The 25527-nt window shown below is 36.0% G+C and carries 16 protein-coding genes; 11 read left to right on the forward strand and 5 right to left on the reverse strand.

Annotated elements, in window-relative coordinates:
* Window positions 1-139: 139 nt before the first annotated feature.
* Complete coding sequence (locus tag IIF7_RS06580; RefSeq protein WP_176218912.1) at window positions 140-6637, forward strand: LamG-like jellyroll fold domain-containing protein; 6498 nt, start codon at window positions 140-142, stop codon at window positions 6635-6637.
* Between the two features lie 120 nt (window positions 6638-6757).
* On the opposite strand, the gene rsmG is transcribed toward IIF7_RS06580, so the two are convergent.
* Window positions 6758-7387, reverse strand: coding sequence for a 16S rRNA (guanine(527)-N(7))-methyltransferase RsmG (gene rsmG / locus IIF7_RS06585; protein ID WP_084840887.1), 630 nt, complete (start codon window positions 7385-7387; stop codon window positions 6758-6760).
* Between the two features lie 103 nt (window positions 7388-7490).
* Between rsmG and IIF7_RS06590 the strand changes: the two genes are divergently transcribed.
* Both IIF7_RS06590 and IIF7_RS06595 read left to right on the forward strand, forming a co-directional pair.
* Entirely contained in the window at window positions 7491-8597 is a 1107-nt protein-coding gene (locus IIF7_RS06590; RefSeq protein ID WP_084840888.1) for a fatty acid desaturase family protein, read from the forward strand.
* Window positions 8598-8621: 24 nt separating this feature from the next.
* Complete coding sequence (locus tag IIF7_RS06595) at window positions 8622-9812, forward strand: pyridoxal phosphate-dependent aminotransferase (RefSeq protein ID WP_084840889.1); 1191 nt, start codon at window positions 8622-8624, stop codon at window positions 9810-9812.
* 209 nt (window positions 9813-10021) lie between these two features.
* Here the strand turns inward: IIF7_RS06595 and IIF7_RS06600 are convergent, their stop codons facing one another.
* Both IIF7_RS06600 and trkA read right to left on the reverse strand, forming a co-directional pair.
* Window positions 10022-11518: a TrkH family potassium uptake protein gene (locus IIF7_RS06600; RefSeq protein ID WP_084840890.1), complete on the reverse strand. Its 1497-nt coding sequence runs from the start codon at window positions 11516-11518 to the stop codon at window positions 10022-10024.
* Window positions 11518-12867, reverse strand: coding sequence for a Trk system potassium transporter TrkA (gene trkA / locus IIF7_RS06605; protein WP_084840891.1), 1350 nt, complete (start codon window positions 12865-12867; stop codon window positions 11518-11520). Before trkA ends, IIF7_RS06600 begins: the two co-directional genes overlap by 1 nt.
* Before the next feature lie 138 nt (window positions 12868-13005).
* Here trkA and ubiE point away from each other — a divergent pair, with 138 nt between their 5' ends.
* Window positions 13006-13737 carry a bifunctional demethylmenaquinone methyltransferase/2-methoxy-6-polyprenyl-1,4-benzoquinol methylase UbiE gene (ubiE, locus tag IIF7_RS06610; RefSeq protein WP_084840892.1) on the forward strand — a complete coding sequence of 244 codons (732 nt, stop codon included), beginning with the start codon at window positions 13006-13008 and terminating at the stop codon, window positions 13735-13737.
* A gap of 16 nt (window positions 13738-13753) precedes the next feature.
* On the forward strand, window positions 13754-14473 hold the full coding sequence (porT, locus tag IIF7_RS06615; protein WP_084840893.1) for a type IX secretion/gliding motility protein PorT/SprT: 720 nt from the start codon (window positions 13754-13756) through the stop codon (window positions 14471-14473).
* Window positions 14474-14572: 99 nt separating this feature from the next.
* Here the strand turns inward: porT and IIF7_RS06620 are convergent, their stop codons facing one another.
* Window positions 14573-15295, reverse strand: coding sequence for a TrmH family RNA methyltransferase (locus tag IIF7_RS06620; protein WP_084840894.1), 723 nt, complete (start codon window positions 15293-15295; stop codon window positions 14573-14575).
* A gap of 38 nt (window positions 15296-15333) precedes the next feature.
* On the opposite strand from IIF7_RS06620, the gene tamL reads away from it, so the two are divergent.
* From tamL to IIF7_RS06645, 5 genes are all read left to right on the forward strand, one after another.
* Window positions 15334-17901, forward strand: a complete 2568-nt coding sequence (gene tamL / locus IIF7_RS06625) for a translocation and assembly module lipoprotein TamL (RefSeq protein WP_084840895.1) — start codon at window positions 15334-15336, stop codon at window positions 17899-17901.
* A 45-nt stretch (window positions 17902-17946) separates the two neighbouring features.
* A complete protein-coding gene (fbaA, locus tag IIF7_RS06630) occupies window positions 17947-19014 on the forward strand; it encodes a class II fructose-bisphosphate aldolase (RefSeq protein WP_084840896.1) in 1068 nt (355 codons plus the stop codon).
* Window positions 19015-19131: 117 nt separating this feature from the next.
* Window positions 19132-19995 carry an acetyl-CoA carboxylase, carboxyltransferase subunit beta gene (gene accD / locus IIF7_RS06635; RefSeq protein ID WP_084840897.1) on the forward strand — a complete coding sequence of 288 codons (864 nt, stop codon included), beginning with the start codon at window positions 19132-19134 and terminating at the stop codon, window positions 19993-19995.
* Between the two features lie 112 nt (window positions 19996-20107).
* Complete coding sequence (gene rpsO, locus IIF7_RS06640; protein WP_084840898.1) at window positions 20108-20377, forward strand: 30S ribosomal protein S15; 270 nt, start codon at window positions 20108-20110, stop codon at window positions 20375-20377.
* A gap of 243 nt (window positions 20378-20620) precedes the next feature.
* Window positions 20621-22825, forward strand: coding sequence for a polyribonucleotide nucleotidyltransferase (locus IIF7_RS06645; RefSeq protein WP_084840899.1), 2205 nt, complete (start codon window positions 20621-20623; stop codon window positions 22823-22825).
* 89 nt (window positions 22826-22914) lie between these two features.
* Here IIF7_RS06645 and IIF7_RS06650 read toward each other — a convergent pair whose 3' ends face one another.
* Window positions 22915-23448, reverse strand: coding sequence for a hypothetical protein (locus tag IIF7_RS06650; RefSeq protein WP_084840900.1), 534 nt, complete (start codon window positions 23446-23448; stop codon window positions 22915-22917).
* A 474-nt stretch (window positions 23449-23922) separates the two neighbouring features.
* Between IIF7_RS06650 and IIF7_RS06655 the strand changes: the two genes are divergently transcribed.
* Window positions 23923-24786, forward strand: a complete 864-nt coding sequence (locus tag IIF7_RS06655) for a sigma-70 family RNA polymerase sigma factor (protein WP_013070425.1) — start codon at window positions 23923-23925, stop codon at window positions 24784-24786.
* Window positions 24787-25527 lie beyond the last annotated feature (741 nt).

Raw genomic sequence — 25527 nt, forward strand, 5'->3', positions numbered from 1 at the left:
TCTAAAGGCGAGTCTAATAGATATATTTAGAAAATGATTTTATTCCGAGACATTTCTAAAAGGATAGAAATCTAAATAGAATCGGAAAATATAATCTCGATTATCGAGTAAAGTTGAAGAAGCATACGCAAAAATGCCTATGAAGAAAACTACTTTCCCCGGTGCTATTGTAATACTGGGATTATTTTTTATAATATTCCTTACAAACCAATCCACATCTTTTGGACTGGAAGAGGATCTTATTATCACTTCTTCACAAGCAAATTTAACTTGCTATAATGCTGGCAATGGTAGTATTAATATTGAAGTATCTGGGGGCAGCGGTAATTACACCTATGTTTGGTCGGGACCAAATTCGTTTACATCATCCAATGAGGATATTTCGAATTTAGAATCAGGCACATATATTGTATCAGTTTCAGATGATGCAGGAAATAACGGTAGTGAATCCATAACCATAATTCAGCCAAACGAACTTCTAATCGAATCATTTACCTCATCAAATGTTTCTTGTTTTGGGGGGAATGACGGGATAATTTCTGCGGAAACTATTTCCGGGGGAACTCCACCTTATCAATATTCGATAAATGGAAGCGATTTTTTTACAAACTCAACTTTTGAAGATCTTGCAGCAGGAAATTATACACTGACGGTGATTGATCAAAATAACTGCTCGATTTCTTCCAATATCGAAATTTCCCAGCCAGAGCAATTAGAAATGACGGCAGCAACAAGCGATAACGTTTCTTGCTTTGGTGGGAATGACGGGATTATTTCAGCAGGAACAATTTCTGGCGGAACTGCTCCATATCAATATTCGATAAACGGAACCGATTTTTTTGCAAATTCAACTTTTGAAGATCTTGCAGCCGGAAATTATACACTGACGGTAATTGATCAAAATAACTGCTCGATTTCAACCAATATCGAAATTACCCAGCCAGAGCAATTAGAAATGACGGCAGCAACAAGCACCAAGGTTTCCTGTTTTAGTGGGAATGATGCTTCAATTTCCGCAGGAACTGTTTCAGGGGGAACTGCTCCATATCAATATTCGATAAACGGAACCGATTTTTTTACAAACTCAACTTTTGAAGATCTTACAGCCGGAAATTATACACTGACGGTAATTGACCAAAATAACTGCTCAATTTCAACCAATATCGAAATTACCCAGCCAGAGCAATTAGAAATGACGGCAGCAACAAGCGATAACGTTTCTTGCTTTGGTGGAAATGATGCTTCAATTTCTGCAGGAACTATTTCAGGGGGAACTGCTCCATATCAATATTCGATAAACGGAATCGATTTTTTTACAAACTCAACTTTTTTTGAAGATCTTACAGCCGGAAATTATACGCTGACGGTGCGTGATCAAAATAACTGCTCGATTTCTACCAATATCGAAATTACCCAGCCAGAGCAATTGGAAATGACGGCACCAACGAGCACTAACGTTTCTTGCTTTGGTGGGAATGATGCTTCAATTTCAGCAGGAACAATTTCTGGAGGAACTCAACCTTACTCTTATAGCATAGATGGTATCAACTACCAATCTGATGGAGATTTTAGCAATTTATCTTCAGGAACTTATACCTTATCGATCATCGATGCTAATGATTGTGTGATTTCTGCAACTATTGAGATTTCAGAACCTAATGCAATTAGCGCAACCTCAGCGAGCATCACAAATGTTTCCTGCTATGGCACTGCTACCGGCGAGATTTCGGTTGGAACTATTAGTGGAGGAACCGCCCCATTCGAATATTCGATAGATAATATCAATTTTCAAACCGATAAAACATTTTCAAATTTACCAGCAGGAAATTACACCATCTTTATTAGAGATGCGAACAATTGTTCTTTGCAACAAATAGCAAATATTACGCAACCGGCTAGACTTAATGCCAGTTATAATATCACATACGTTTCTTGTTTTGGTGGAAACTCGGGCATCATTAATTTCACGGGCATCACTGGCGGTAGTGGCAATTACCAGTTTAGTATAGACAATGGAAATACCTGGAGTAATTCGGCTAATTTTAACAACCTGTCTACCGGAAACTACAGCTTAAAAATACGAGATCAAAATAGTACTTCTTGTGAACAAATCATTGCTGAAAATATAAATTTAACTCAGCCCTCTGCTCCACTTTCGGTTACTGCCAGCACTACCAGGACAACAGTTTTTAATTCTAGAACAGGAAGCGCCACAGCTAATGTTACCGGCGGTACAGCTGGATACACTTATCAATGGAGATTAGCAGGAAGCGCTACTGTTATAGCTACTACAAGAAGAGCTTCAGATTTAGCGGCTGGTAATTACAGCCTTCAGGTTACCGATAGAAATCGCTGTAGCCAAACTATAAATGTTAGAATAAACGAAATCTTAAGAGCTCAAATTCTACCAACATCTATTTGTGAAGGTGAAGACACCATTAGAACTTCTTATTTTGAAGTTTTAGATGGCACTGCAGAAGGTGGCGTTGCTCCCTACACCTATTCTTGGGATTTTGATACTGATGGCGAATATACAACCAATACAGGTTTAGGGCCACACAGAGTAACTTATCCAAATGAAGGAAACCGAACGATAACTTTAACTGTTACTGATGCTGAAGGCGTAAGTAGAGATTTTGTTTATTATCAGTATGTAGGAGAATGCTATGTAGATAACTGCGGTTCTAACGATTTTAGCCTTATTGGTTATTATATTGGAGATGCCAATGGTAACCGTGTAAATTCTTCTAATTGTAACGATGGCGAGCAAAAGTACATTTATGTTCGTCTAGATCAGAATCCTAGTAGATATTCTCTTTATGCTGAGTTTACTTATAGTGTTACTAGCTTAGAAACCGGAATTACAACTGTTGTAAAAGAAAATGGATGTTTCTACGAACAGCAGGAAATACCATCTGAAGCCAGGGCGATACCAATTAACTATAATTGCGGAGACGAAGTATCTATAGATAATATTTACCTAACCTATTCAAACAACAAAAATAGATCCTGTGGGCAAAGCCAAAACCCTAAGTGCTATTCTACCAACAACCAGGAAATTATTTTCACGCCATTGTATGCTCAGGCAACACCTAATCAGCTAAATTGTTTTGATTCAGAATTAGGAACAATTACTGTTCAGGCTTCTGGCGGTAGAGCTCCTTACCAGTATAGCAGATCTAATGCTAACGGCGGCTATCAATCTGACAATGTATTCCGAATTTTAAAAGCAGGAGATTATAATGTTTGGGTAAGAGATGCTGAAGGAAGTGTTTTTCAGATTCCAACTGTTACGATTACCCAGCCAGACACTCCAATCACTATGGAATTTGAAATCCAGCAACCAGTGTGCTACGGAGATAAAGCCAGTGTTACTGTAAATCCTACCGGTGGTACTCCATATACCACAGAAGATGTTGAAGCTTACGAATATTTATGGAATGACGCCGAAAGCTCCACCAGTAGAACATTAGATAATCTAGACCCAGGAGAATATACCGTAACTGTTATTGATAGTAACCAATGCCAGGCCATACAAACCATTACAATCACGCAACCAGAACAACTAACACAGGCAATTAGCGGAAGTGATCAGGCTCTAGGTTGCGGATATTACGAAACTTCATTAGAAGGGAATTCACCAGAAGTAGGCTCAGGTATTTGGACGGTAGAAAGTGGTCCTGCAAATTATAATTTCAGTGATCCCACTAATCCTAATTCAGATTTTAGCGGAGATGAAGGTGAATACATTTTAAGATGGACAATCTACAATGAGAATTGTTCTAATTATGATGAACTTCATCTAAACATGTCTGCAGATTGTAGTACGCTAGATTTCGATGGTGTAGATGATCATATCTTAATGAGCGATTCTTTTGACATAAATACAAAAGAATCTTTTACTATCGAATCATGGATAAAAGCTGAAAATACTACTGGTACAAAAACAATATTAGCAAAAAAGGATCTTCAAAATTTTAATACCGGTGGTTACGATTTTGTGATTAACTCTGGTTCACCTGCATTTAGATGGAACGGGAATTCTATTTCTACCTCTTATCGAATCTCTCAGGGAATTTGGCATCACGTAGCTGTAATTTACGAGAATAGCACTATACGCCTGTATGTAGATGGTGTGCGATTAGCAAGTCGTAGCGCAAATTTACCGGCAGACAACTCAGCTCCATTTATAATTGGTGCCATCTACAATAGCGCAAATCCAGATATCCCTTCCAATTACTTTAATGGCTGGATCGAGGAACTTAGAATTTGGAATAAGAGCCTTACAGAAGAACAGCTAAGATTTTTAATGAACCAACGGATAGAAATTAACAGCAATCCTTTAAGAGGAACTGTTTTACCTCTCGATGTTCCCGGAGATTTAAACTGGGATAATCTTGAAGCCTACTACCAGCTCATTGGAAATTCTGAAGCACTTGCTGATGGTGTAACTCCAGATTTTACCGGGAATAATTCTAGCGGATTAATGAGAAATATTAGTACGTCTCAGGAAAACACAGCTCCCCTGCCCTATGTTTTAAATGAAGAAAATCAGGACTGGACAAACAATGCTACCTGGAGATTAGCTTCAGTAATAAATCAAAAAGAAGTTTCAGAAAGACAGGTTTGGAAAGCGCCAGGCGCTTATGGAATAGACGGAAATACTACGATCGACTGGAATATTGTTGAAATTTCTAAAAATGTATTTTATCCTTTCACCAGTACTACCCAGCCGCTACAATTACTTGGTTTAATCTCTATTTCTGATACGCTGGATATCAATGGTACAAATCCTCCAGAAGCCAGCGCTGGAAATCCATTAATTATCACAGATTATTTAAAACTTGATGGTGTTATAGATTTAAATGGGGAATCTCAACTTATTCAAACCGAAGGTAGTGTACTAGATGCTAATAGTACCGGAAGTATTCAAAGAGATCAACAGGGAACTGCAAATTCATATAACTACAACTATTGGTCTTCACCAGTTAGTACAGGTTCACCTAATTCTGGTTTTACCATTGCAGAAGTTTTAAAAGACGGAACCGATCCTAAAAATATTCAGGATATTTCATTTAAAAGACAATATACCTGGGCAGATACTCGCAATTATTCGGGAGAAAAAAGAATTAGCACTTACTGGTTAAACACATTCCATCAAACCGCAACTTATGCCGGTTGGCAACAAATAGACCAAAATACGCCATTAAGCGCAGGTGTTGGTTATACCATGAAAGGAACATCGGGTGCTATTAATATCTCTTCTCTTCAAAATTATACGTTTTCAGGTTTACCTAACAATGGAAACATTTTACTTCCTATTAAACCTCGGGAAAACTTTTTAATTGGCAACCCTTATCCTTCAGCAATAGATGGCGAACAGTTTATTTTAGACAATCTAAGCAGTGAGACAGTTAATGGAGCAACCGGAGACAAAAACCTTTTTAACGGAGCTGTTTATTTTTGGGATCATTTTGGGCAAACCAACTCTCATTATTTACAAGACTATGTTGGTGGTTATGCCACATTAAATTTAATAGGAAGTGTTCCTGCTGTCGCAACAGATGAACGCATAAATGCAAACAGCTCACAAAGTGAAAGGCTTCCCGGTAGATATATTCCTATTGGACAAGGCTTTTTTGTTAGCAGTTATTTAAGTGAAACTTTTAGTAATATCACTATTAGCGAAGGAGATATCCTTTTTAGAAATGAACAAAGAGTTTTTAGAAAGGAAAATACCTCAGAAGAATCTCAATTCTTAAGACCAGAAAGTGTTTTTATGAAAACACTTAATGCTAGTGTAAATTTAAAAACTGACGATCGCCAAAAAATACGATTAAACTTTAGATCACCAGACGGAATCCACAGACAAATTGTTGTTGGCGCCGATGAAAATACAACCTCTGGATTTGATCTTGGCTACGATGCTCCGCTTTACGATCGCCAAAGAGAAGATATGTTCTGGTTAATAGATAATCAGCCACTTGTAATACAGGGAGTGCCAGATTTCAATAAAGAAAGAGAACTAGACCTGGGAGTTTTGGTTAGATCTAATAATGAATTTTATATTGAAATCGATTCTCTTGAAAACATTCCTTCAGAAAAGGAAATTTATCTATTAGATCGTACTGATAGTACATACTTCGATTTAAAAACTGAAAGGTATACAGCAACAATCGATAGCGGGTATTATAATGACAGGTTTGCGATCACCTTCCAAAAAATTGAAGAGCAGGATGAAAATGACGAGGAAAATGAGGAAGAAGAAACTCCAGATGATAATGAAGACGATTCTGAAGAAAATCCAGATGATGAAAATCCAGATGACGATACTAATGATCCTGAAAAACCAGATCTTCCTGAAAACGAAGAAACCGACGATGACGACATAACAGGAAGCTTTAAAGTATATTACCTTTCTAAAGATGAAAGTGTTTACCTGGAAAACCCAGAATTGATAAAAATAGACCGAGTTTTAATCTACAATATTAATGGAAGCCTGGTAAAAGATTACCACGACATCCCTACAGTAGATGAAATTTATATTCCGCTAGAAAGTAAAATTAGTTCTGCCGTATATATTCTAAGAATTTATACTGAAAACGGAGTTACCAACCTAAAATTCGTTAAAAACTAAGGCTCTCCTTTTTTGCCAAAGAAAGCTATAAAAGCCATAGCCAATATTCGATAATTTCAGACTTATTTTTTTTCTAAAATAACAAGCCTAAAAAAAAGCGGAGTCGAAACTCCGCTTTTTTTATCCTCTATATTTTAATGGTAAATGCACCACTTTTTTTGTTTCGAAAAAATCTTCTTCAAAATAATCGGTTAAATCGTAGATTTTGGCAGTTTGATAATCTGCTAACTCTTCTGTAAGATCGCCTCCTTTCAAATAAAGAATTCCATTTTTTAACTCATGCGTACTTTTTTTGGCAATTTTACCTTTTGTCCATCGTACAAAAGTTGGCATAGCAGCAACAGCCCTACTAATAATAAAATCGTAGTGTCCACCTACATTTTCAACACGATCGTTAGTGGTTTTTACATTTTGCAAGCCTAAACCTGCCACTACTTCTTCTACAACTTTCATTTTTTTTCCGATAGAATCTACCAAATGAAAATTTACTTCAGGAAAAAGTATCGCTATAGGAATCCCGGGAAAACCACCGCCTGTTCCCACATCAAGAATGTGCGAATCTGGATTAAATCTTTGAACCTTGGCAATTCCTAAAGAGTGTAAAACGTGACGTAAGTATAATTCGTCGATATCCTTTCTACTTACCACGTTAATTTTAAGATTCCAATCTTTATAAAGTTCTTCTAACTGTTCGAAGTGAGCAAATTGCTGCGGACTAAGCCCGTCAAAATATTTCCTAATTAATTCCAACTGATCAATTTTTGAACAAAATTAGAAATTTAGTATTAAAGTGGCTATTTAATTCGTTTCGAAAGTATAATATTTTACCTTTGACTATAGATTAAGATTAGAAATGGATTTATCACAACCGCATATACGATTTTCGCGAAAGGATTCTGCCAATTTTTTCAGAACCTTAAACAAGCGAGTAAATACATACTTTAAAGAAAATAACATTAAAAAAACAGGAAACTGGCAATTGCACCTTAAAGCAGGTATCATGTTTTCTATGTTCTTAACACCTTATTTTCTTATTCTTACTTTAAATATTTCCCAATGGTGGATGCTTTTACTAACCATTGTGATGGGGATTGGTATGGCTGGAGTTGGGATGAATATTATGCACGATGGCAATCACGGCTCTTACTCTTCTAAAAAGTGGGTAAATAAATTTATGGGAGGTACTATTTACATTCTTGCCGGTAATGTTTATAACTGGCAGGTACAGCATAATGTACTTCATCACACCTACACTAATATTCATGGACATGATGAAGATTTGGATGCAGGTAGGATTATTCGTTTTTCAAAACATGCCAAATGGCGAAGATTCCATAAATTTCAGCATTATTATTCGATATTTTTATATGGTCTTTTAACCTTTAATTGGGCAATTACTACAGATTTTAAACAAACCAGAAGGTATCTTAAAAGAAAACTTTCCTACGGAAAAATGCCGAATCCATTAAAACAATGGAGCACTGTTGCAATAACTAAATTAATCTATGTATCGGTATGGATTATCGTTCCTATGCTTATTTTATCGATTGCCTGGTGGAAGATACTTATAGGATTTTTTGTAATGCATTATACTGCTGGTTTAATTTTAAGCGTAGTATTTCAGTTAGCTCACGTTGTTGAAGAAACCGATATGCCTTTACCAGACAATACTGGTTCTATGAAAAATACCTGGGCGATTCATCAATTATTTACCACGGTTAATTTTTCAACAAAAAATAAAATAGTAAACTGGTTTACCGGTGGCCTCAACCACCAGGTAGAGCATCATATATTCCCAAATATTAGTCATATTCATTATTCTAAAATCGCAGAGATCGTAAAAGAAACTGCCAGGGAATGTAATTTACCATATAACGAATATAAAACCACACGCGCAGCGATTATTGCCCATTTTAAATATTTAAAAGAGATGGGGGCAAAACCTGCAATATCGTCTTAATACTTATTTATTAATCATTTTAAAATGCAAGAAAAACTCTCTAACAGGATTAACAATTTAGCAACCTCGCAAACGCTGGCTATGGCAGCGAAAGCGCGTGAATTAAGAGCTGAAGGTAAGGATGTTATTGGGCTTTCACTGGGAGAGCCAGATTTTAACACTCCAGATTTTATCAAAGATGCTGCCATCCAGGCCATTAATGATAACTATAACTCTTATAGCCCGGTAGATGGATATGTAGAACTTAAGGATGCTATTATTACCAAATTCAAAAGAGATAATAATTTAACCTATACGCATCCTCAAATCGTGGTTTCTACAGGAGCTAAACAATCTTTGGCGAACGTAGCTTTAGCGATGCTTAATGAAGGAGACGAAGTTATTTTACCATGTCCTTATTGGGTTAGTTATGCTGAAATCGTAAAGCTTGCTGAAGGTATTCCTGTTGAAGTTCCTACAACATTAGAGTCTAATTTTAAAATGACTCCTGAACAACTTGAAGCTGCAATTACACCTAAAACTAAAATGCTTTGGTACAGCTCACCATGTAACCCAAGTGGTATGGTGTACACCAAAGAAGAGCTTAGAGCTTTAGCTGATGTTTTAGCGAAATATCCAGACATTATAATCGTAAGTGACGAAATTTACGAGCACATCAACTACATTGGTGGTCATGCTTCAATGGCAGAATTTGAAGACATGTACGATCGTACCGTTACTGTAAATGGTGTTGCAAAAGCTTTTGCAATGACAGGATGGAGAATTGGTTATATTGGTGCTCCTGCATGGATTGCACGTGCTTGTAACAAATTACAGGGACAGGTGACCAGTGGCGCCAACTGTATCGCTCAAAGAGCAGTAATTACTGCATTGGAAGCTCCAGTTAGCAAAATTAGCTACATGGTTGACACTTTTAAAAATAGAAGAAAGCTAATTATCGATTTACTAAATGAAATCGAAGGTTTTGAAACTACAGAGCCAGAAGGTGCTTTTTACGTTTTCCCTAATATTTCTTATTACTTCGGAAAAACAATTAAAGGACACACCATAAATAATGCTACAGATTTCTCTATGTTTTTACTAGAAGAATCTCTTGTAGCAACGGTTACAGGTGACGCTTTTGGAAACCCAGATTGTATTCGAATTTCTTACGCAGCAAGCGAAGCTCAAATCGAAGAAGCTTTAAAAAGAATAAAATCTGCTTTATCTGAATAGGTTTATTTTCTAAAAAGCAATAATAAAAAACCGGCAATGCGCCGGTTTTTTTATTTCTATAATTTATAAAGTTAAGCCTTCTACTTTCTCAACCTGACTTTTACAATAAACTACCTCAGGGCAAGCCGTTAAAACATTTTTTTGAAAATTGTCCCTGTATCACTGCAAGCCTCGGAGCATTTAATCTCGATTATCGAGTAAATAGAAACTTATCGATTTCTCCAGAAGAATGGGGTAAGGATAATTAAAACGGTAAACAATTCTAATCTTCCTATAAGCATTAAAAAAGAACACCACCATTTACCAAAATCGGGTAAAAGATCGAAGTTATTTACGGGGCTTAAAGCTCCAAAAGCAGGACCAATATTTCCTAAAGAAGAGGCTGCACCACCAATGGCTGTTTCAAAATCTAATCCTAAAGCCGCTAAAACCACCGCACCAATTATAAAGGATAACATATAAAGAATAAAAAATCCCTGAATATTAAATACAATACCACTGTTAATCGACTTTTTATTGAAGCGTACCGGCAAGATCGCATTGGGATGAAGAGTACGTTTAAATTCGATAAATCCATTACGAATCATAATAATATGGCGCATCACTTTTACACCACCGGCTGTACTCCCTGCACAACCACCCAGGAAGAACATCCCAAAATAAAAGATCGTTAAGAATGGCGTCCACATCGTAAAATCTGCCGATACAAATCCTGTGGTGGTAATAACCGTTAACACTTGGAATAAGGAATGTCTAAAAGCACTTTCGCCTTCTCCCCAAACCATTGGGTGATCGATAGAAGACAAAGAAACATCTGCCTGAAAATATACGATTAGTGCTGAAATTATAGTAAAAGCAGCTACAAAATAGAAATACCATTTAAACTCATCATCCTGCAAAACACGTTGAACACGACCTTTAAAGGCAAAGTAACTCATCACAAAGTTACTCCCTGCCAAAAACATAAACAGGATAATAATATACTGGATCATTGGATTATCGTTCCAATAGGCCATACTGGCATTTTTGGTAGAAAATCCTCCAGTAGACAACGTACTAAATGCGTGGTTTATGGCATCAAAAAAGTCCATTCCTGCAAGCATCAACAACACCGTTTCAGCAGCAGTATAACTTACATAAATTAACCATAATCGCTTTGCCGTATCGGTAATTCTTGGCTTCAATTTATCTGCACTTGGCCCGGGAGATTCCGCAGCAAATAACTGCATTCCTCCTATTCCCAATAATGGTAAAATAGCAATCGCCAAAACGATGATTCCCATCCCTCCTATCCAGTGCGTTAAACTCCGCCAGAATAAAACTCCTTTCGGTATGGATTCGATATCATTTAAAATAGATGCACCAGTAGTGGTATAACCAGACATGGTTTCGAAAAAAGCATTGGTAAAATCTGGTATCGCTTTGGTCATCACATAAGGCAACGAACCGCTTAGCGCCATAAAGATCCAGCCAAAACTTACAATGATATAACCTTCCCGTACTTTTAATTCTTTTCTATGGCCACGAGTGGTAAACATGAGTAGCGTACCAATAAGCAAGGTCACCAAAGCTGCGGCAGACATCCCAAGCGTTACGCCATCTTTATAAATAAAACTAATAAGTACCGATAGCAACATAAAACCACCGTTACAAATTAACAGCAGCCCCATGACATGCAAAATGACCTTAAAGTTTAATTTTGGCATTACAGGAATAATTTTTCAACCTTCTTAATAGATCTTGGAAGACAGCAAACCACAATTCGGTCTCCGGGTTTAATTAAAAATTCACCTAAAGCGATAATTCCTTCGCCATGACGAATAATTCCACCGATAATTGCTGAACGAGGAAAATCAAGGTTTTTAATCTTTTTATCGGCTACCTGAGATCCCGGCTTCACAATAAATTCCAAAAGCTCGGCATTCATGTTATTAAGCTTGGTCATAGCAACCACTTCTCCTTTTCTTATATATCTAAAGATATTATTAGCCGCCAGAAGTTTTTTATTGATCAGTGTATCGATTCCTATAGAATGACTTAGCTGAAAATAATCCATATTTTCAACTAAAGAGATCGTTTTCTTTACACTTTTAGATTTAGCTACCAGGCAGGACATGATATTTGTTTCAGAATTACCGGTAACGGCGATAAAAGCATCCATATCGTGAATGTTTTCTTCTTCCAGTAATTCTACATTACGCCCATCGCCATGAATAATCAAAGTATTAGGCAACTCGTCTGCAAGATCGTAGGCTTTATCTTTATTGGTTTCAACAAGTTTTACGTTGAAGTTATTTCGGCATAAATCTCTCGCCGTTTTTCTTCCAATCTTACTACCGCCCAGGATCATTACACTTTTAATTTCCTGTTTGGTTTTTCCGGTAAGTTTATATAATTCTTCTACCCCACTTTTAAGCGTGATAAAATAAACCTGATCACCTTCTTTAAATTGAGTATCTCCACGCGGAATTAAAGTATACTGCGTTCCAAAACGCTGAATCGCAATGGGTACAAAGTTAAGCTGCGGAAATATCCTTGCCGCTTCTTTCACTGTTTTCCCAACAAAACGCGCCGTTCTTGATAAACTTAAACCAATCATGGTTAGCGCTCCTTCTTCAAACTCATAAGAATCGTTAAAAGCCGACTGGTTCAGTAATAATCCAATTTCACGCGCCGCAAGTGCTTCCGGAGAAATTAATTCGTCTATCCCAAATTGGGTAAAACCAATCTCTTCTTTTTTCTCTAAAAATTCCGTATTCGAAATTCGGGCAATGGTTCGCATTGCTCCAAGCTGTTTCGCTAAAACACATACGGTAATATTAGTGGCCTCGCTAGAAGTTACACTGATTAACATATCGGTATATTTTACCTGTGCCTCCTTTAAAATCGCAATAGAACTGGCATCCCCTTTTATGGTACGAATATCCAAATGCGTATCTGCATACTGCAATCTATCCCGGTTAGGATCGATCAGGGTTATGTCCTGTGATTCAAAAGAAAGTAATTTAGCTAAATGAAAGCCCACTTCACCCGCGCCGGCGATAATTATCTTCATATAACAGCTTAGAATTGTAAAGAAGTGCAAATGTAAGTTATTTTTGAATAAACCTAAAACTGAGGAGATAAGAACAATTCAGAAATCTTTATCTACTAATTATTCTATAAAACTTATCTTTGAGCCAAAATTGCAAAAATGGACAAAAAAGTTACTCCATACCAAGGTTCTACTCAAACCAAAAAGCAGCAGGTAGAGCAAATGTTTGATAATATTTCTGGAAATTATGATGGTTTAAATCGTGTAATTTCTATGGGAACAGATGTTAGCTGGAGAAAAAAAGTGGTGCAAATGGCCAAAAATCACCAGCCAGAAACTGTTTTAGATATTGCCACAGGTACGGGAGATCTTGCCATACAAATTGCTGAAGCTGCCGATGCTAAAAAGATCGTTGGTTTAGATTTATCTGAAGGAATGCTAAAAGTTGGTCGTAAAAAAATTATGGCCAAAAACCTGCAAACTCAGATTGAAATGATCCAGGGAGACTCTGAAGCTTTACCCTTCGAGGATAATTCTTTTGATGTGATCACCGTTGCATTTGGAGTTAGAAATTTTGAAACTTTAGAACTTGGCCTTTCAGAAATTTACCGTGTACTTAAAAAAGGCGGACTGTTTGTTGTTCTAGAAACTTCTGTTCCTACCAAATTTCCGTTTAAACAAGGTTATAGATTTTATAGCAGTTTTATTTTACCTACTATTGGAAAATTGTTTTCTAAAGACAAAGAAGCTTACACCTATTTAAGTAAAAGTGCGGCAGAATTTCCTTACGGAGAAAAATTCAACAATATTTTAAAGAAAATTGGGTTTATATCTGTAGCAAGTAATCCTCAAACTTTAGGAGTTGCAACCATTTATAATGCATCTAAGTAATTATTAAGGTAATTGTATGAAACGATATTTCTTACTATTCATCATTCTATTTTCGTTTACACAAACGCAAGCGCAGCTTTTTTCTAAAGAAAAAGTGCAGCAAAGTGTAGATATCGATAATAAACGATGGTCGTGGGGTTATTTTCTTGGTTTCAATTCGTACGATTTCAACTTTAAATATAATGAGTACGATCGCAGTCCTCGTACCGGTCGCGAAGTAGCTGTACAAAGAAATATTGGTTTTAATGTTGGTCTTTTAGGAAACTTAAAACTTCATAAAAATCTTGACCTAAGATTACAACCGGGTGTTAATTTTGCTTCCCGAGGATTTTATTTTCCTTTAGGAAACGGTGTAAACGAAGAAAACAGGTATCGCGAAATCAATTCTACCTATATTCATGTGCCGCTATTGCTAAAAATAAACACTAACCGTCTTAATAACTTTAGGCCTTTTTTGGTTGGAGGCGTTTCATATTCGGCTAACCTTTCCAGTAACGAAGACAATGCCGATGATAATCAAGATGGGCAGTTTAGAATGACCACTAATAATTACAATTGGGAAATTGGCTTTGGTATCGATTTTTACCTATATTACTTCAAATTTACGCCTTCTATTCGCGGAGTTTTTGGATTTAATGATGAGTTAATTCGTGATGATAATCCAAATAGCCCGTTTACTGGGAATATCGATAAAATGACGACCAGGGCGATATTTTTAAACTTTACTTTTCAGTAAATTATCGCTGCAGATTTTTTTAATTTTTCACATCAGTAATTCTAGAATACCAGGTAAGATTCGATAAAATTCAAGCCTTTTTTATAAAAATTAAGGAGATTAATTTCTTCGGAATTCACTAAGAAAAATTGCTGTAGCCGTAGCGACGTTTAAACTTTCAGTTTCCTGAGATTGGCCAAATTGCGGAATACTTATTTTTTCTGAAATCAATTTTTCAATTTCAGGAGAAATTCCGTTGGCTTCATTACCCATTACCAACACAGCTTTTTGCTGAAGCTTTTTCTGATACACATTTTCACCTTCCATAAAGGTTCCGTAGCTCACTAGATCATGAGATTGTAAGAATTCAGTCAGATTTTTATAAATTACGTTTACACGAGTAATCGATCCCATGGTAGATTGGATCACTTTGGGATTAAAACAATCTACCGTGTCCTGGCTACACACTAAATTTTTCACGCCAAACCAATCACAAAGCCTAATTATAGTTCCTAAATTTCCTGGATCACGAACACCGTCTAAAGCGACCGTAAGATCGTCTAATATCCCTAAATTTTGCTGCGGAATTTTAAAAAGTGCCAAAGCAGTTTGCGGTGTTTTAAGAAAACTAATCTTCTTTAGCTCTCTTTCTTCAGCCAAAATAAATTGATCCTCAGAAACATCGAAAATCGCCTCTGAAGCGAATAATTTTTCCAACTGAAAATCAGAATTTAAAAGCTCCCGAATCACTTTAATTCCTTCAGCAACAAAAAGTCCGTTTTTTTGACGGTACTTTTTTTGACCAAGGCTCGTTATTAATTTAATTTGGCTTTTACTAACCATACAAAAAATGTATTTTTGATCACTTTAAAACCTAATGTTTGAAAAGGCTTTTCGCAAAAATATCATTATTTTTTTTAGTCCCCCTTTTTCTATTTTCGTGTGATGCGGTAAAACGCTTAGACGAAAACCAGCAGCTTTTAGAAAAAAATGAAATTTATGTAAACGGCGATAAAATAAGCCAGGCAAATATCTACAATCAATTAGATAAAGAGCCTAATACGCGGTTACTGGGTATTCCGCTTCAACTTCATTTTTACAATCTTGCGCGACCAAATATAGATTCTATTTTAGACCGAAAATACATTCAGGACTCGGTTAAATTCAGAAGATTGGTTAACCGTCTTTCCAGAAAACAGTTTGATCAATTAATTCAGAATAAAAAAGATTTTAACGCCTGGATAAAACGTACCGGGGAAGCTCCTGTTACAGTTAGAAATGAAGATATTGAAGATTCTGAAGAAGAATTACAGGCTTATTACTGGAACAATGGTTGGTTTAACGTAGAAACCTCCTCAGAAATTATTCCGCTTAAAAAAGAAAAACGCGCACGAGTAGAATATTTTGTAGAGACCGGCACACCTTACGATATCGATTCGATTAAAACCAGAATCAGCTCACCGGTATTGGATTCAATTTATAATGAACACGACCAGAATTCTATCATAAAATCTGGAGTACAGTACAAAACTTTAGATTTTAATGCAGAAAGGGATCGTTTAACCTCGCTTTTCCGAAACAACGGTATTTATAATTTTGAACAGGAATATATAAGTTTTGATGCCGATACAATTAACACAAATCACAATGTAAATACCAGTGTGATTATTGGCGATTTACCAACTACTGAAGAAGATACGGTAAAAAAGACCTTTAAAATTCACAAAATTAGCCGTGTAAATATTATTACCGACTATAAGTTTGTAAATAAAAACAAACCATTATTGGATAGTGCGCAGGTAAAAGGAGACTTTTATCTCTATTCTTATGATGAGCTAGATTTTAAGCCAGAAGCAATTACCGATGCGGTTTTTATCAGACCAGGCAGAATTTACCGTGATATCGATCGTACAAGAACCTATAATCGTTTAAATTCTTATCGCGTTTTTAAATATCCTAATATTCAGTACATGCCAGATCCGGCAGATAGTACCGGGACAGATTTGATTACCAATATATTTTTAACGCCGCAGCAAAAATATTCTCTAGGTTTCGATTTTGATGTTTCTCAATCTAATATTCAGCAATTTGGGATTGGTTTTGGGGGATCTTTATTAATTCGGAATGTTTTTGGTGGTGCTGAGAATTTTGAAATCTCTGCCCGCGGAAGTATAGGATCATCTAAAGATGCTGTAACAACAAGTGATCAGGATCGCTTTTTTGATATTACCGAAATTGGAGGTGATGTTAGCTTGAGTTTCCCCAGGATATTTTTACCTTTTAATACTGAAAGATTTATCCCAAAATATATGTCTCCGTTTACCTCACTAAGTCTGGGCGTAAGCACACAAACCAATATTGGGCTGGATAAACAAAATATTACAGGAGAGCTAAATTATAAATGGACGCCGTCTAGAAGATTATCTAACAGCGTAGATTTATTAGACATTCAATATGTACGTAACCTAAATGCAGATAACTATTTTAATGTTTATCGCAGCTCTTATCAGGATTTAAACGAGGTGGTAAATTCGGTTAACGTGGTTACAGATCCTGCTTACTTAAATGGAAGTGGAAGTCTTACCATCCCAAATGGAGCCGATGCATTTATTAACGATGTACAAAATAATAGAAGTGCCACCACGGGATTAACCGATAATCAATCGCAGATTGTAAGAAATATTGGCGAAAGAAAACAGCGACTCACAGAAAACAACCTAATTTTCGCCTCTAATTACACCTATTTATGGAATACAAAAGATAATCTTTACGATCGTGAGTTTACAAGGTTTCGATTTAAAATTGAAACTGCCGGAAACTTTTTATCTGCCGTTGCGGGAATTGCCAACTTAAATAAAAATGAGAATGGCAATTATGATGTTTTAGGGGTTAATTTTTCACAGTATATAAAACCAGAAATCGATTTTATAAAACACTGGGATTTAGGTCACGATAATATTTTTGCTATTAGAGCATTTGGTGGTGTTGCCATACCCTACGGAAATGCCAATAGTATCCCATTTACCCGAAGTTTTTTTGCCGGTGGGCCTAACGACAACCGTGCATGGCAGGCCTATGATCTTGGCCCGGGTAGCAGCGGTGGGCGAAACGAATTTAATGAAGCCAATATGAAGCTTGCCTTTAATATCGAGCATCGTTACAATCTTTTTGGATCTTTAAACAGTGCCTTTTTTGTTGATATTGGTAATATTTGGAATGTTTTAGATATCGTAGAAGACGAGGCCTCTACATTTACATCCTTCTCAGACCTTCAGGATCTGGCTGTAGGTTCTGGTTTTGGATTACGATATGATTTTAATTTCTTTATCCTTAGATTCGATATAGGATTTAAAACCTACAATCCTGCCAGGACATTAGGTGAGAGATGGTTTAAAGAATATAATTTTGGCAGTGCAGTATATAATGTTGGTATCAATTATCCTTTCTAACCCAGTTTATTTTATTAATTTTGTAAACCTAATTCAACTTAAATTATGAGTCACAACATTAAACCTGGTGTAGCAACCGGAAAGGAAGTACAAGAAATATTTAATTACGCTAAAGAGAAAGGCTTTGCCCTTCCTGCTGTTAACGTAATCAGTTCAAGCAGTATTAATGCTGTATTAGAAACTGCTGCTGAATTAAACTCTCCTGTTATTATTCAATTCTCTAACGGGGGTGCTCAATTTAACGCTGGTAAAGGTCTTTCTAACGAAGGACAAAAAGCTGCCATCGCAGGTGGTATTGCCGGTGCTAAGCATGTACAAACATTAGCTGAAGCTTATGGAGCTACAGTAATAATGCACACAGACCACTGTGCCAAGAACCTTTTACCTTGGATAGATGGATTATTAGATGCCAGTGAAGCGCATTTTGAAAAAACCGGAAAACCTCTTTACAGCTCTCACATGATCGATTTAAGTGAAGAGTCTTTAGAGGAAAACCTAGAGATTTGTAAAAAATACCTAGAGCGCATGAGCAAAATGGGTATGACTCTTGAAATTGAATTGGGTATTACCGGTGGTGAAGAAGATGGAGTTGATAACAGTGATGTAGATGCTTCTAAACTTTACACTCAACCAGAAGAAGTAGCTTATGCTTACGAAGAATTAAGCAAAGTTAGTGACCAGTTTACTATCGCTGCTGCTTTTGGTAACGTTCACGGTGTTTATAAGCCAGGAAACGTAAAACTTACTCCAACCATCCTTAGAGATTCTCAGGAATATATCACTAAAAAATACAATGTTGAAGAAAACCACATCGACTTTGTTTTTCACGGTGGTAGTGGATCTACTGTAGAAGAAATTCGTGAGGCTATTGGATATGGAGTTATTAAGATGAATATCGATACAGATCTTCAATACGCATACCTTGAAGGAATTAGAGATTACGTAAGCGATAACAAAGATTATCTTGCTTCGCAAATTGGTAATCCTGAAGGTGAAGATTCTCCAAACAAGAAATATTACGATCCAAGAAAATGGGTACGTGAAGGAGAACTTACTTTTAAAACTCGTTTAAAGAAAGCTTTCGAAGATCTTAACAACGTAAATACTTTATAAGAATAAGCTTAATAAACAGCTGAGATTATTAAATTTCAGCTGTTTTTATTTTTTGATATTAATTGCTCTTTCGTAAATGAAGTTGATTGAACGAGGGAGATAAAAACTTGAAATACTATGGCTGCTGCTTGGTTTAAAAGAACACAAAAAGGTATCCAAACCCCTACTGAGGAGAAGAAAGATGTTCCAAAAGGCTTATGGTATAAGTCCCCAACAGGAAAAATCGTTGATGCAGAACAACTAGAAAGTAATTTCTATGTAAGTCCAGAGGATGGTTATCATGTAAGAATAGGAAGTAATGAATATTTCCAGATCCTTTTTGATGGTAACAAATATAAAGAACTGGACAAAGGGCTTTCTGCCAAAGATCCTCTTAGCTTTAAGGACACCAAAAAATATACTGATCGTTTAAAAACCGCCCAGGATAAAACAGGACTTAAAGATGCTGTTAGAACAGCTGTAGGAAAATCTAAAGGAAAAGAACTGGTTATTGCCTGTATGGACTTTAAATTTATTGGAGGTTCTATGGGATCTGTAGTTGGTGAGAAAATTGCTCGTGCTGCAGATTATGCAATTCAGAACAACCTGCCTTTTATGATTATTTCTAAATCTGGTGGTGCCAGAATGCAGGAAGCTGCACTTTCTTTAATGCAGTTAGCAAAAACTTCAGTAAAATTAGCTCAATTGGCTGAAGCTAAACTTCCTTATATTTCTTTATGTACAGATCCTACAACCGGAGGAACAACAGCTTCCTTTGCAATGTTAGGAGATATAAATATTTCTGAACCTGGAGCACTTATTGGATTTGCCGGACCTCGTGTGGTTAAAGACACTACCGGTAAAGATCTTCCTAAAGACTTCCAAACTTCAGAATTTTTGAAAGAACACGGGTTTTTAGATTTTATCACCAAAAGATCTGAACTTAAGAACAAGGTAAACCTTTACCTGGATCTTATTCAAAATCAACCGGTAAGAGCTTAATTGCTAGAAAAATAAAATTTAAAGAATACATAGCAATTGTACAAAAAAGTAGTACATTTGCGGCCTGACAGAAAAACTGTCAATACATAAAAATCATTTAAATAATATTGGAATGTATTTAACTAAAGAAAAGAAGGAAGAAATCTTCGAAAAGTACGGAAACGGTAAAAACGATTCTGGTTCAGCTGAAGGACAAATCGCATTATTCACTTACAGAATTTCTCATTTGTCTGAGCATTTAAAAAGCAATCGTAAAGACTTCAACACAGAGCGTTCTCTTGTTGGTCTTGTAGGTAAAAGAAGAAGACTTCTTGATTACTTAATGAAAAAAGATATCATGAGATATCGTGCGATCATTAAGGAATTAGGATTAAGAAAATAATTTTCAGGGGGCTTTTTGCCCCCTTTTTTTATACAGCCCGGGTAGCTGTAAATACCCAAAAATAAGTTCTTTACACAATAGGATTACTCCTATTTTAGAAATTGTCACCCAAGTAAGGGTAGTTTTTCATTGGTCTGCCTGCAACGACAACAACACAACTCCTGGCCGTCCAGATAAAGACGGAAAGACCTTTGTTTAACAAAATAGATCTGGTGAAGTTATTCAGATCAAATATGCAAAATTATGATTCCACAAACTTTTAAAGAGGTTATCGATCTTGGAGATGGAAGAGAAATTTCGATCGAAACCGGAAAACTAGCAAAACAAGCTCATGGCTCTGTTGTTGTTAGAATGGGAGACGCTATGCTTTTATGTACAGTAGTGTCATCTTACACTCCTACTACAATGGATTTTTTCCCTTTAACGCTAGATTATCGTGAAAAATTTGCTGCAGCGGGACGTTTCCCAGGCGGATATTTTAAGCGTGAAGCAAGACCAAGTAGTGAAGAAATTTTAGTAATGCGATTAGTAGATCGTGTACTAAGACCTCTTTTCCCTAAAGATTATAAATTCGAAACTCAGGTAATGATTCAGTTAATGTCTCATGATCCTGAAGTAATGCCAGATGCACTTGCAGGTTTAGCGGCCTCTGCAGCGATTCAGGTTTCAGATATTCCTTTTGAAGCTCCAATTTCAGAAGTAAGAGTTGCTAGAATCGATGGTGAATTAATGATCAACCCAAGTTTCGAGCAGCTGGAAAAAGCTGATCTGGATATTATGGTTGGTGCTTCTGCCGATTCTGTAATGATGGTAGAAGGTGAGATGGACGAAATTTCTGAAGAAGAAATGGCAGATGCCATCAAGTTTGCTCACGAAGCAATTAAAGTACAGTGTGAGGCACAATCAAGATTGCGTGTTGCTGCTGGAAAAACTGAAATTCGTGAATACGAAGTTGCTGAAGGTGACGAAGATTTACAACAAAAAATCTATGATGCTGTTTACCAAAAGGCTTACGATGTTGCTAAGCAGGGAAGCACAAAACAGGAAAGAAGCGAAGCTTTTTCTAATTTAAAAGAAGAAGTTTTAGCTATGTTTACTGAAGAAGAATTAGAAGAAAAGCAAAAGCTAATTAGTTCTTACTTTGGTGAAGCACATAAAAAAGCGGTTAGAGACGTAGTTCTTAAAGAAGGAATTCGTTTAGATGGTAGAAAAACTACCGAGATTAGACCAATTTGGTGTGAAGTAGATTATCTACCTTCTCCACATGGTTCATCTGTTTTCACAAGAGGGGAAACTCAGGCGCTTGCTACCGTAACTTTAGGTACGTCTCGTGAGGCTAACCAGGTAGATCTTCCAACATATCAGGGTGAAGAGAATTTCTACTTACATTATAACTTCCCTCCATTCTCTACCGGTGAAGCTTATCCAATTAGAGGAACTTCCAGAAGAGAGATTGGTCACGGTAACTTAGCACAAAGAGCCTTAAAAGGAATGATTCCTGCAGATTGCCCTTATACTGTACGTGTTGTCTCTGAAGTTTTAGAATCTAATGGTTCTTCTTCTATGGCAACTGTTTGTGCAGGTACAATGGCACTAATGGATGCTGGGGTTCAGCTTAAAAAACCAGTTTCTGGTATCGCTATGGGATTAATTTCTGATGGTGAAGATTTCGCTGTACTTTCTGATATTCTTGGTGATGAAGATCACTTAGGGGATATGGACTTTAAAGTAACTGGTACTGCAGATGGTATTACTGCCTGCCAGATGGATATAAAAATTAAAGGACTTTCTTACGAAATCTTAGTAAAAGCGCTTAAGCAGGCACGTGACGGTAGATTACATATTCTTGGTAAACTAACCGATACTATTGCAGAGCCTAATACTAACGTGAAAGCTCACGCTCCAAAAATTATCACCAGAAGAATTCCTGGAGATTATATTGGTGCATTAATTGGTCCTGGTGGAAAAGTGATCCAGGAATTACAAAAAGAAACAAAAACAGAGATCGTTATTAATGAAGATCCTGTTACTGAAGAAGGTATTGTTGAAATTCTTGGTACAAGCCAGGAAGGTATCGATAAAGTTCTTGCTAAAATCGACTCTATTACCTTTAAGCCAGAAAAAGGAAGTGTTTACGAAGTAAAAGTGATTAAACTTCTAGATTTTGGTGCAGTAGTAGAATATCTTGAAGCACCAGGAAACGAAGTATTGCTTCACATCTCTGAGCTTGCATGGGAACGTACTAATAACGTTACAGATGTTGTAAATCTTGGTGATGTTATCGACGTTAAATACTTTGGTATAGATCCTAAGACCAGAAAAGAGAAAGTTTCTAGAAAAGCTTTACTTCCAAGACCTGAACGTACAGAGCGTCCAGAACGTAAAGAAGGCGGTGATCGTAATCACAACAAGCGTGATGATCGCAAACCTAGAAATGACAACAAATAATCCTTTAGATTATATAATCTTAGAAAAAGGCATCGAAATTCGATGCCTTTTTTATTTAATATACTATTCTGTAAAAATAAACTAAAGCCTTATTCTTCTTGATTTAATGTATTACTGTTAATATTTAACTTCCCTTCAGTTAAAATAATAGTTGAGGATGGATTGTTTAAAGACGACAGTTCGATTTCATCAAACTGAAACATCAACTTCTCTTCCCCTTCAAAGCTTAAAACATCAATAGTTCCTGAGTTCTCTGTAGATATAAATGTTTCACTCGTCGTTCTATTTTCTAAAACGATTCCAGTTTCATCTTCCACATAAAAAATTTTCTCCCCTTCATTGGGGTGTAATTCGTATCCTCCAGTATGGTCGATATGTTTAATAAAGAAAACCAGATCGTATTTATCGTCGCCAAGAATAATTCTCCAACTATTATTATCAAAAACACTTACTATAATTCCAGCAACCGGGATAAATCCACCATGAGTTTCTGGAATAAAAGTAACTCCATTAATTGAACATGAAAATGTATTTTCTGCAGTTATTGGTGAAATGACCTGATCCTCTTCTTTTTCGCAACCAAGGAAACAAAAAACAGCCATAATGATAATAATATTTCTCATTAAGAATTATATTAAAATTGTTTTACCAATTTAAACAATTTTAATAATAAATCACGTTTACATCTAAAATGAATAGATAAAACTTCATCTATTTTAACCGCTAAAACCAAAATTTGATAAAATAAACGATCTATTAAGTTACTTCTAATTAAATTTACTTCGTTTTCACTAAACTTCTTCTGGGTAAGCCTTTGAGTATTTTTTGAAAATAATCCATATATCTAGAATAGTCTTAAAAAATTTAATACCCATTATTAATTAAAAACGTAATCTTCATATCGCGTTAGGGATTGGCGCGTAAAGCCCGTAGTTGCTGCAAGCAACGCGGACTTGCAGCAGAAAGCCCGACCCAAAATAAGTATTTTGGGTAACGCCTAAATAAAAATTAAATAAACATTTTGTAACATTTTTTGGTCTTCTTACGTATAAACATATACAAGAGCTATTCACAATTAAAACCCAAGGAGAAGATAGATGAGACAACTTAAAATTACGAAGCAGGTAACTAACCGTGAAACTGCTTCGCTAGATAAGTATTTGCAAGAAATTGGTAAAGTAGATTTAATTACCGCAGACGAAGAGGTAGAATTAGCACAAAGAATTAAAGCGGGTGATAACCGTGCATTAGAGAAATTAACCAAAGCGAACTTACGTTTTGTGGTTTCTGTAGCGAAACAATATCAAAACCAGGGATTAACACTTCCCGATCTTATTAACGAAGGTAACTTAGGACTTATTAAAGCTGCGAAACGTTTTGATGAAACTCGTGGTTTTAAATTTATATCCTATGCCGTTTGGTGGATTAGACAATCTATCTTACAGGCATTAGCAGAGCAATCTCGTATTGTACGTTTGCCACTTAACAAAATTGGATCTATTAACAAGATCAATAAAACCTTTGCTTTCTTAGAGCAATCTCACGAGCGCCCACCAAGTGCCGAGGAAATTGCAAAAGAGCTTGATATGACGATTAATGACGTTAAGGAGTCTATGAAAAACTCTGGTCGTCACGTATCGATGGATGCTCCTTTGGTAGAAGGTGAAGATTCTAACCTATATGATGTATTACGATCTGGTGAATCTCCAAACCCAGATAAAGATCTTTTACATGAATCGCTAAGAACAGAGATCGAGCGTGCTTTAGAAACGCTTACTCCTCGTGAAGCTGATGTTATTCGCTTATATTTTGGATTAGGAGATCAACACCCTATGACGCTTGAAGAAATTGGCGAAACTTTTGATCTTACTCGTGAGCGTGTAAGACAGATCAAAGAAAAAGCGATTAGAAGATTAAAACATACATCTCGCAGTAAGATTTTAAAAACCTATTTAGGTTAAAAATATTTAAGATGACAACAGTTTAGTGGTGGGAGTGATGACCCAACCATGAAAATAACTGTTCGTTTTTTGATTGATGAATGACCCCGGAGTGATGACCCGGGGTCGCTTCATTTATAAGCTTTTGTAATTTTTAATAAACTCAAGATTTAGCCTCAAAAATTGAGCTCTTCGCAAGTCTGATTTACTTTCTACATTCAAAATCATCAAAATCAAAATTTAGATTTTAATATTTTTTTATACTTGCTAAATTCTATTTTTATTAAAATTGTAAAGCAGGAATACGTTTCTAAACATTTAAAAAGATTAAAGTTAAATTAAAATTTATTGTTTCTAAATGAAACTTATTAAATTTGAACCTGATTTAGACTGAAGTCTTCAAAGCTGAAAAAAGTGGCCGGACTTTTGCTTAAATTGGAATATTAAAATTTGAAACTAAGAAATAAACATATTTAAGATGACAACAGTTTAGTGGTGGGAGTGATGACCCAACCATGAAAATAACTGTTCGTTTTTTGATTGATGAATGACCCCGGAGTGATGACCCGGGGTCGCTTCATTTATAAGCTTTTGTAATTTTTAATAAACTCAAGATTTAGCCTCAAAAATTGAGCTCTTCGCAAGTCTGATTTACTTTCTACATTCAAAATCATCAAAATCAAAATTTAGATTTTAATATTTTTTTATACTTGCTAAATTCTATTTTTATTAAAATTGTAAAGCAGGAATACGTTTCTAAAC

Source organism: Zunongwangia atlantica 22II14-10F7 (assembly GCF_002094855.1).
Classification (GTDB): Bacteria; Bacteroidota; Bacteroidia; order Flavobacteriales; family Flavobacteriaceae; genus Zunongwangia; species Zunongwangia atlantica.

Coding starts and splice junctions, on each gene's coding strand:
- IIF7_RS06655 (WP_013070425.1), top strand. CDS start 23,923: ATGAGACAACTTAAAATTACGAAGCAGGTAACTAACCGTGAAACTGCT.
- accD (WP_084840897.1), top strand. CDS start 19,132: ATGGCTGCTGCTTGGTTTAAAAGAACACAAAAAGGTATCCAAACCCCT.
- IIF7_RS06650 (WP_084840900.1), bottom strand. CDS start 23,448: ATGAGAAATATTATTATCATTATGGCTGTTTTTTGTTTCCTTGGTTGC.
- porT (WP_084840893.1), top strand. CDS start 13,754: ATGAAACGATATTTCTTACTATTCATCATTCTATTTTCGTTTACACAA.
- IIF7_RS06620 (WP_084840894.1), bottom strand. CDS start 15,295: ATGGTTAGTAAAAGCCAAATTAAATTAATAACGAGCCTTGGTCAAAAA.
- trkA (WP_084840891.1), bottom strand. CDS start 12,867: ATGAAGATAATTATCGCCGGCGCGGGTGAAGTGGGCTTTCATTTAGCT.
- IIF7_RS06595 (WP_084840889.1), top strand. CDS start 8,622: ATGCAAGAAAAACTCTCTAACAGGATTAACAATTTAGCAACCTCGCAA.
- rpsO (WP_084840898.1), top strand. CDS start 20,108: ATGTATTTAACTAAAGAAAAGAAGGAAGAAATCTTCGAAAAGTACGGA.
- fbaA (WP_084840896.1), top strand. CDS start 17,947: ATGAGTCACAACATTAAACCTGGTGTAGCAACCGGAAAGGAAGTACAA.
- IIF7_RS06590 (WP_084840888.1), top strand. CDS start 7,491: ATGGATTTATCACAACCGCATATACGATTTTCGCGAAAGGATTCTGCC.
- ubiE (WP_084840892.1), top strand. CDS start 13,006: ATGGACAAAAAAGTTACTCCATACCAAGGTTCTACTCAAACCAAAAAG.
- IIF7_RS06600 (WP_084840890.1), bottom strand. CDS start 11,518: ATGCCAAAATTAAACTTTAAGGTCATTTTGCATGTCATGGGGCTGCTG.
- IIF7_RS06645 (WP_084840899.1), top strand. CDS start 20,621: ATGATTCCACAAACTTTTAAAGAGGTTATCGATCTTGGAGATGGAAGA.
- IIF7_RS06580 (WP_176218912.1), top strand. CDS start 140: ATGAAGAAAACTACTTTCCCCGGTGCTATTGTAATACTGGGATTATTT.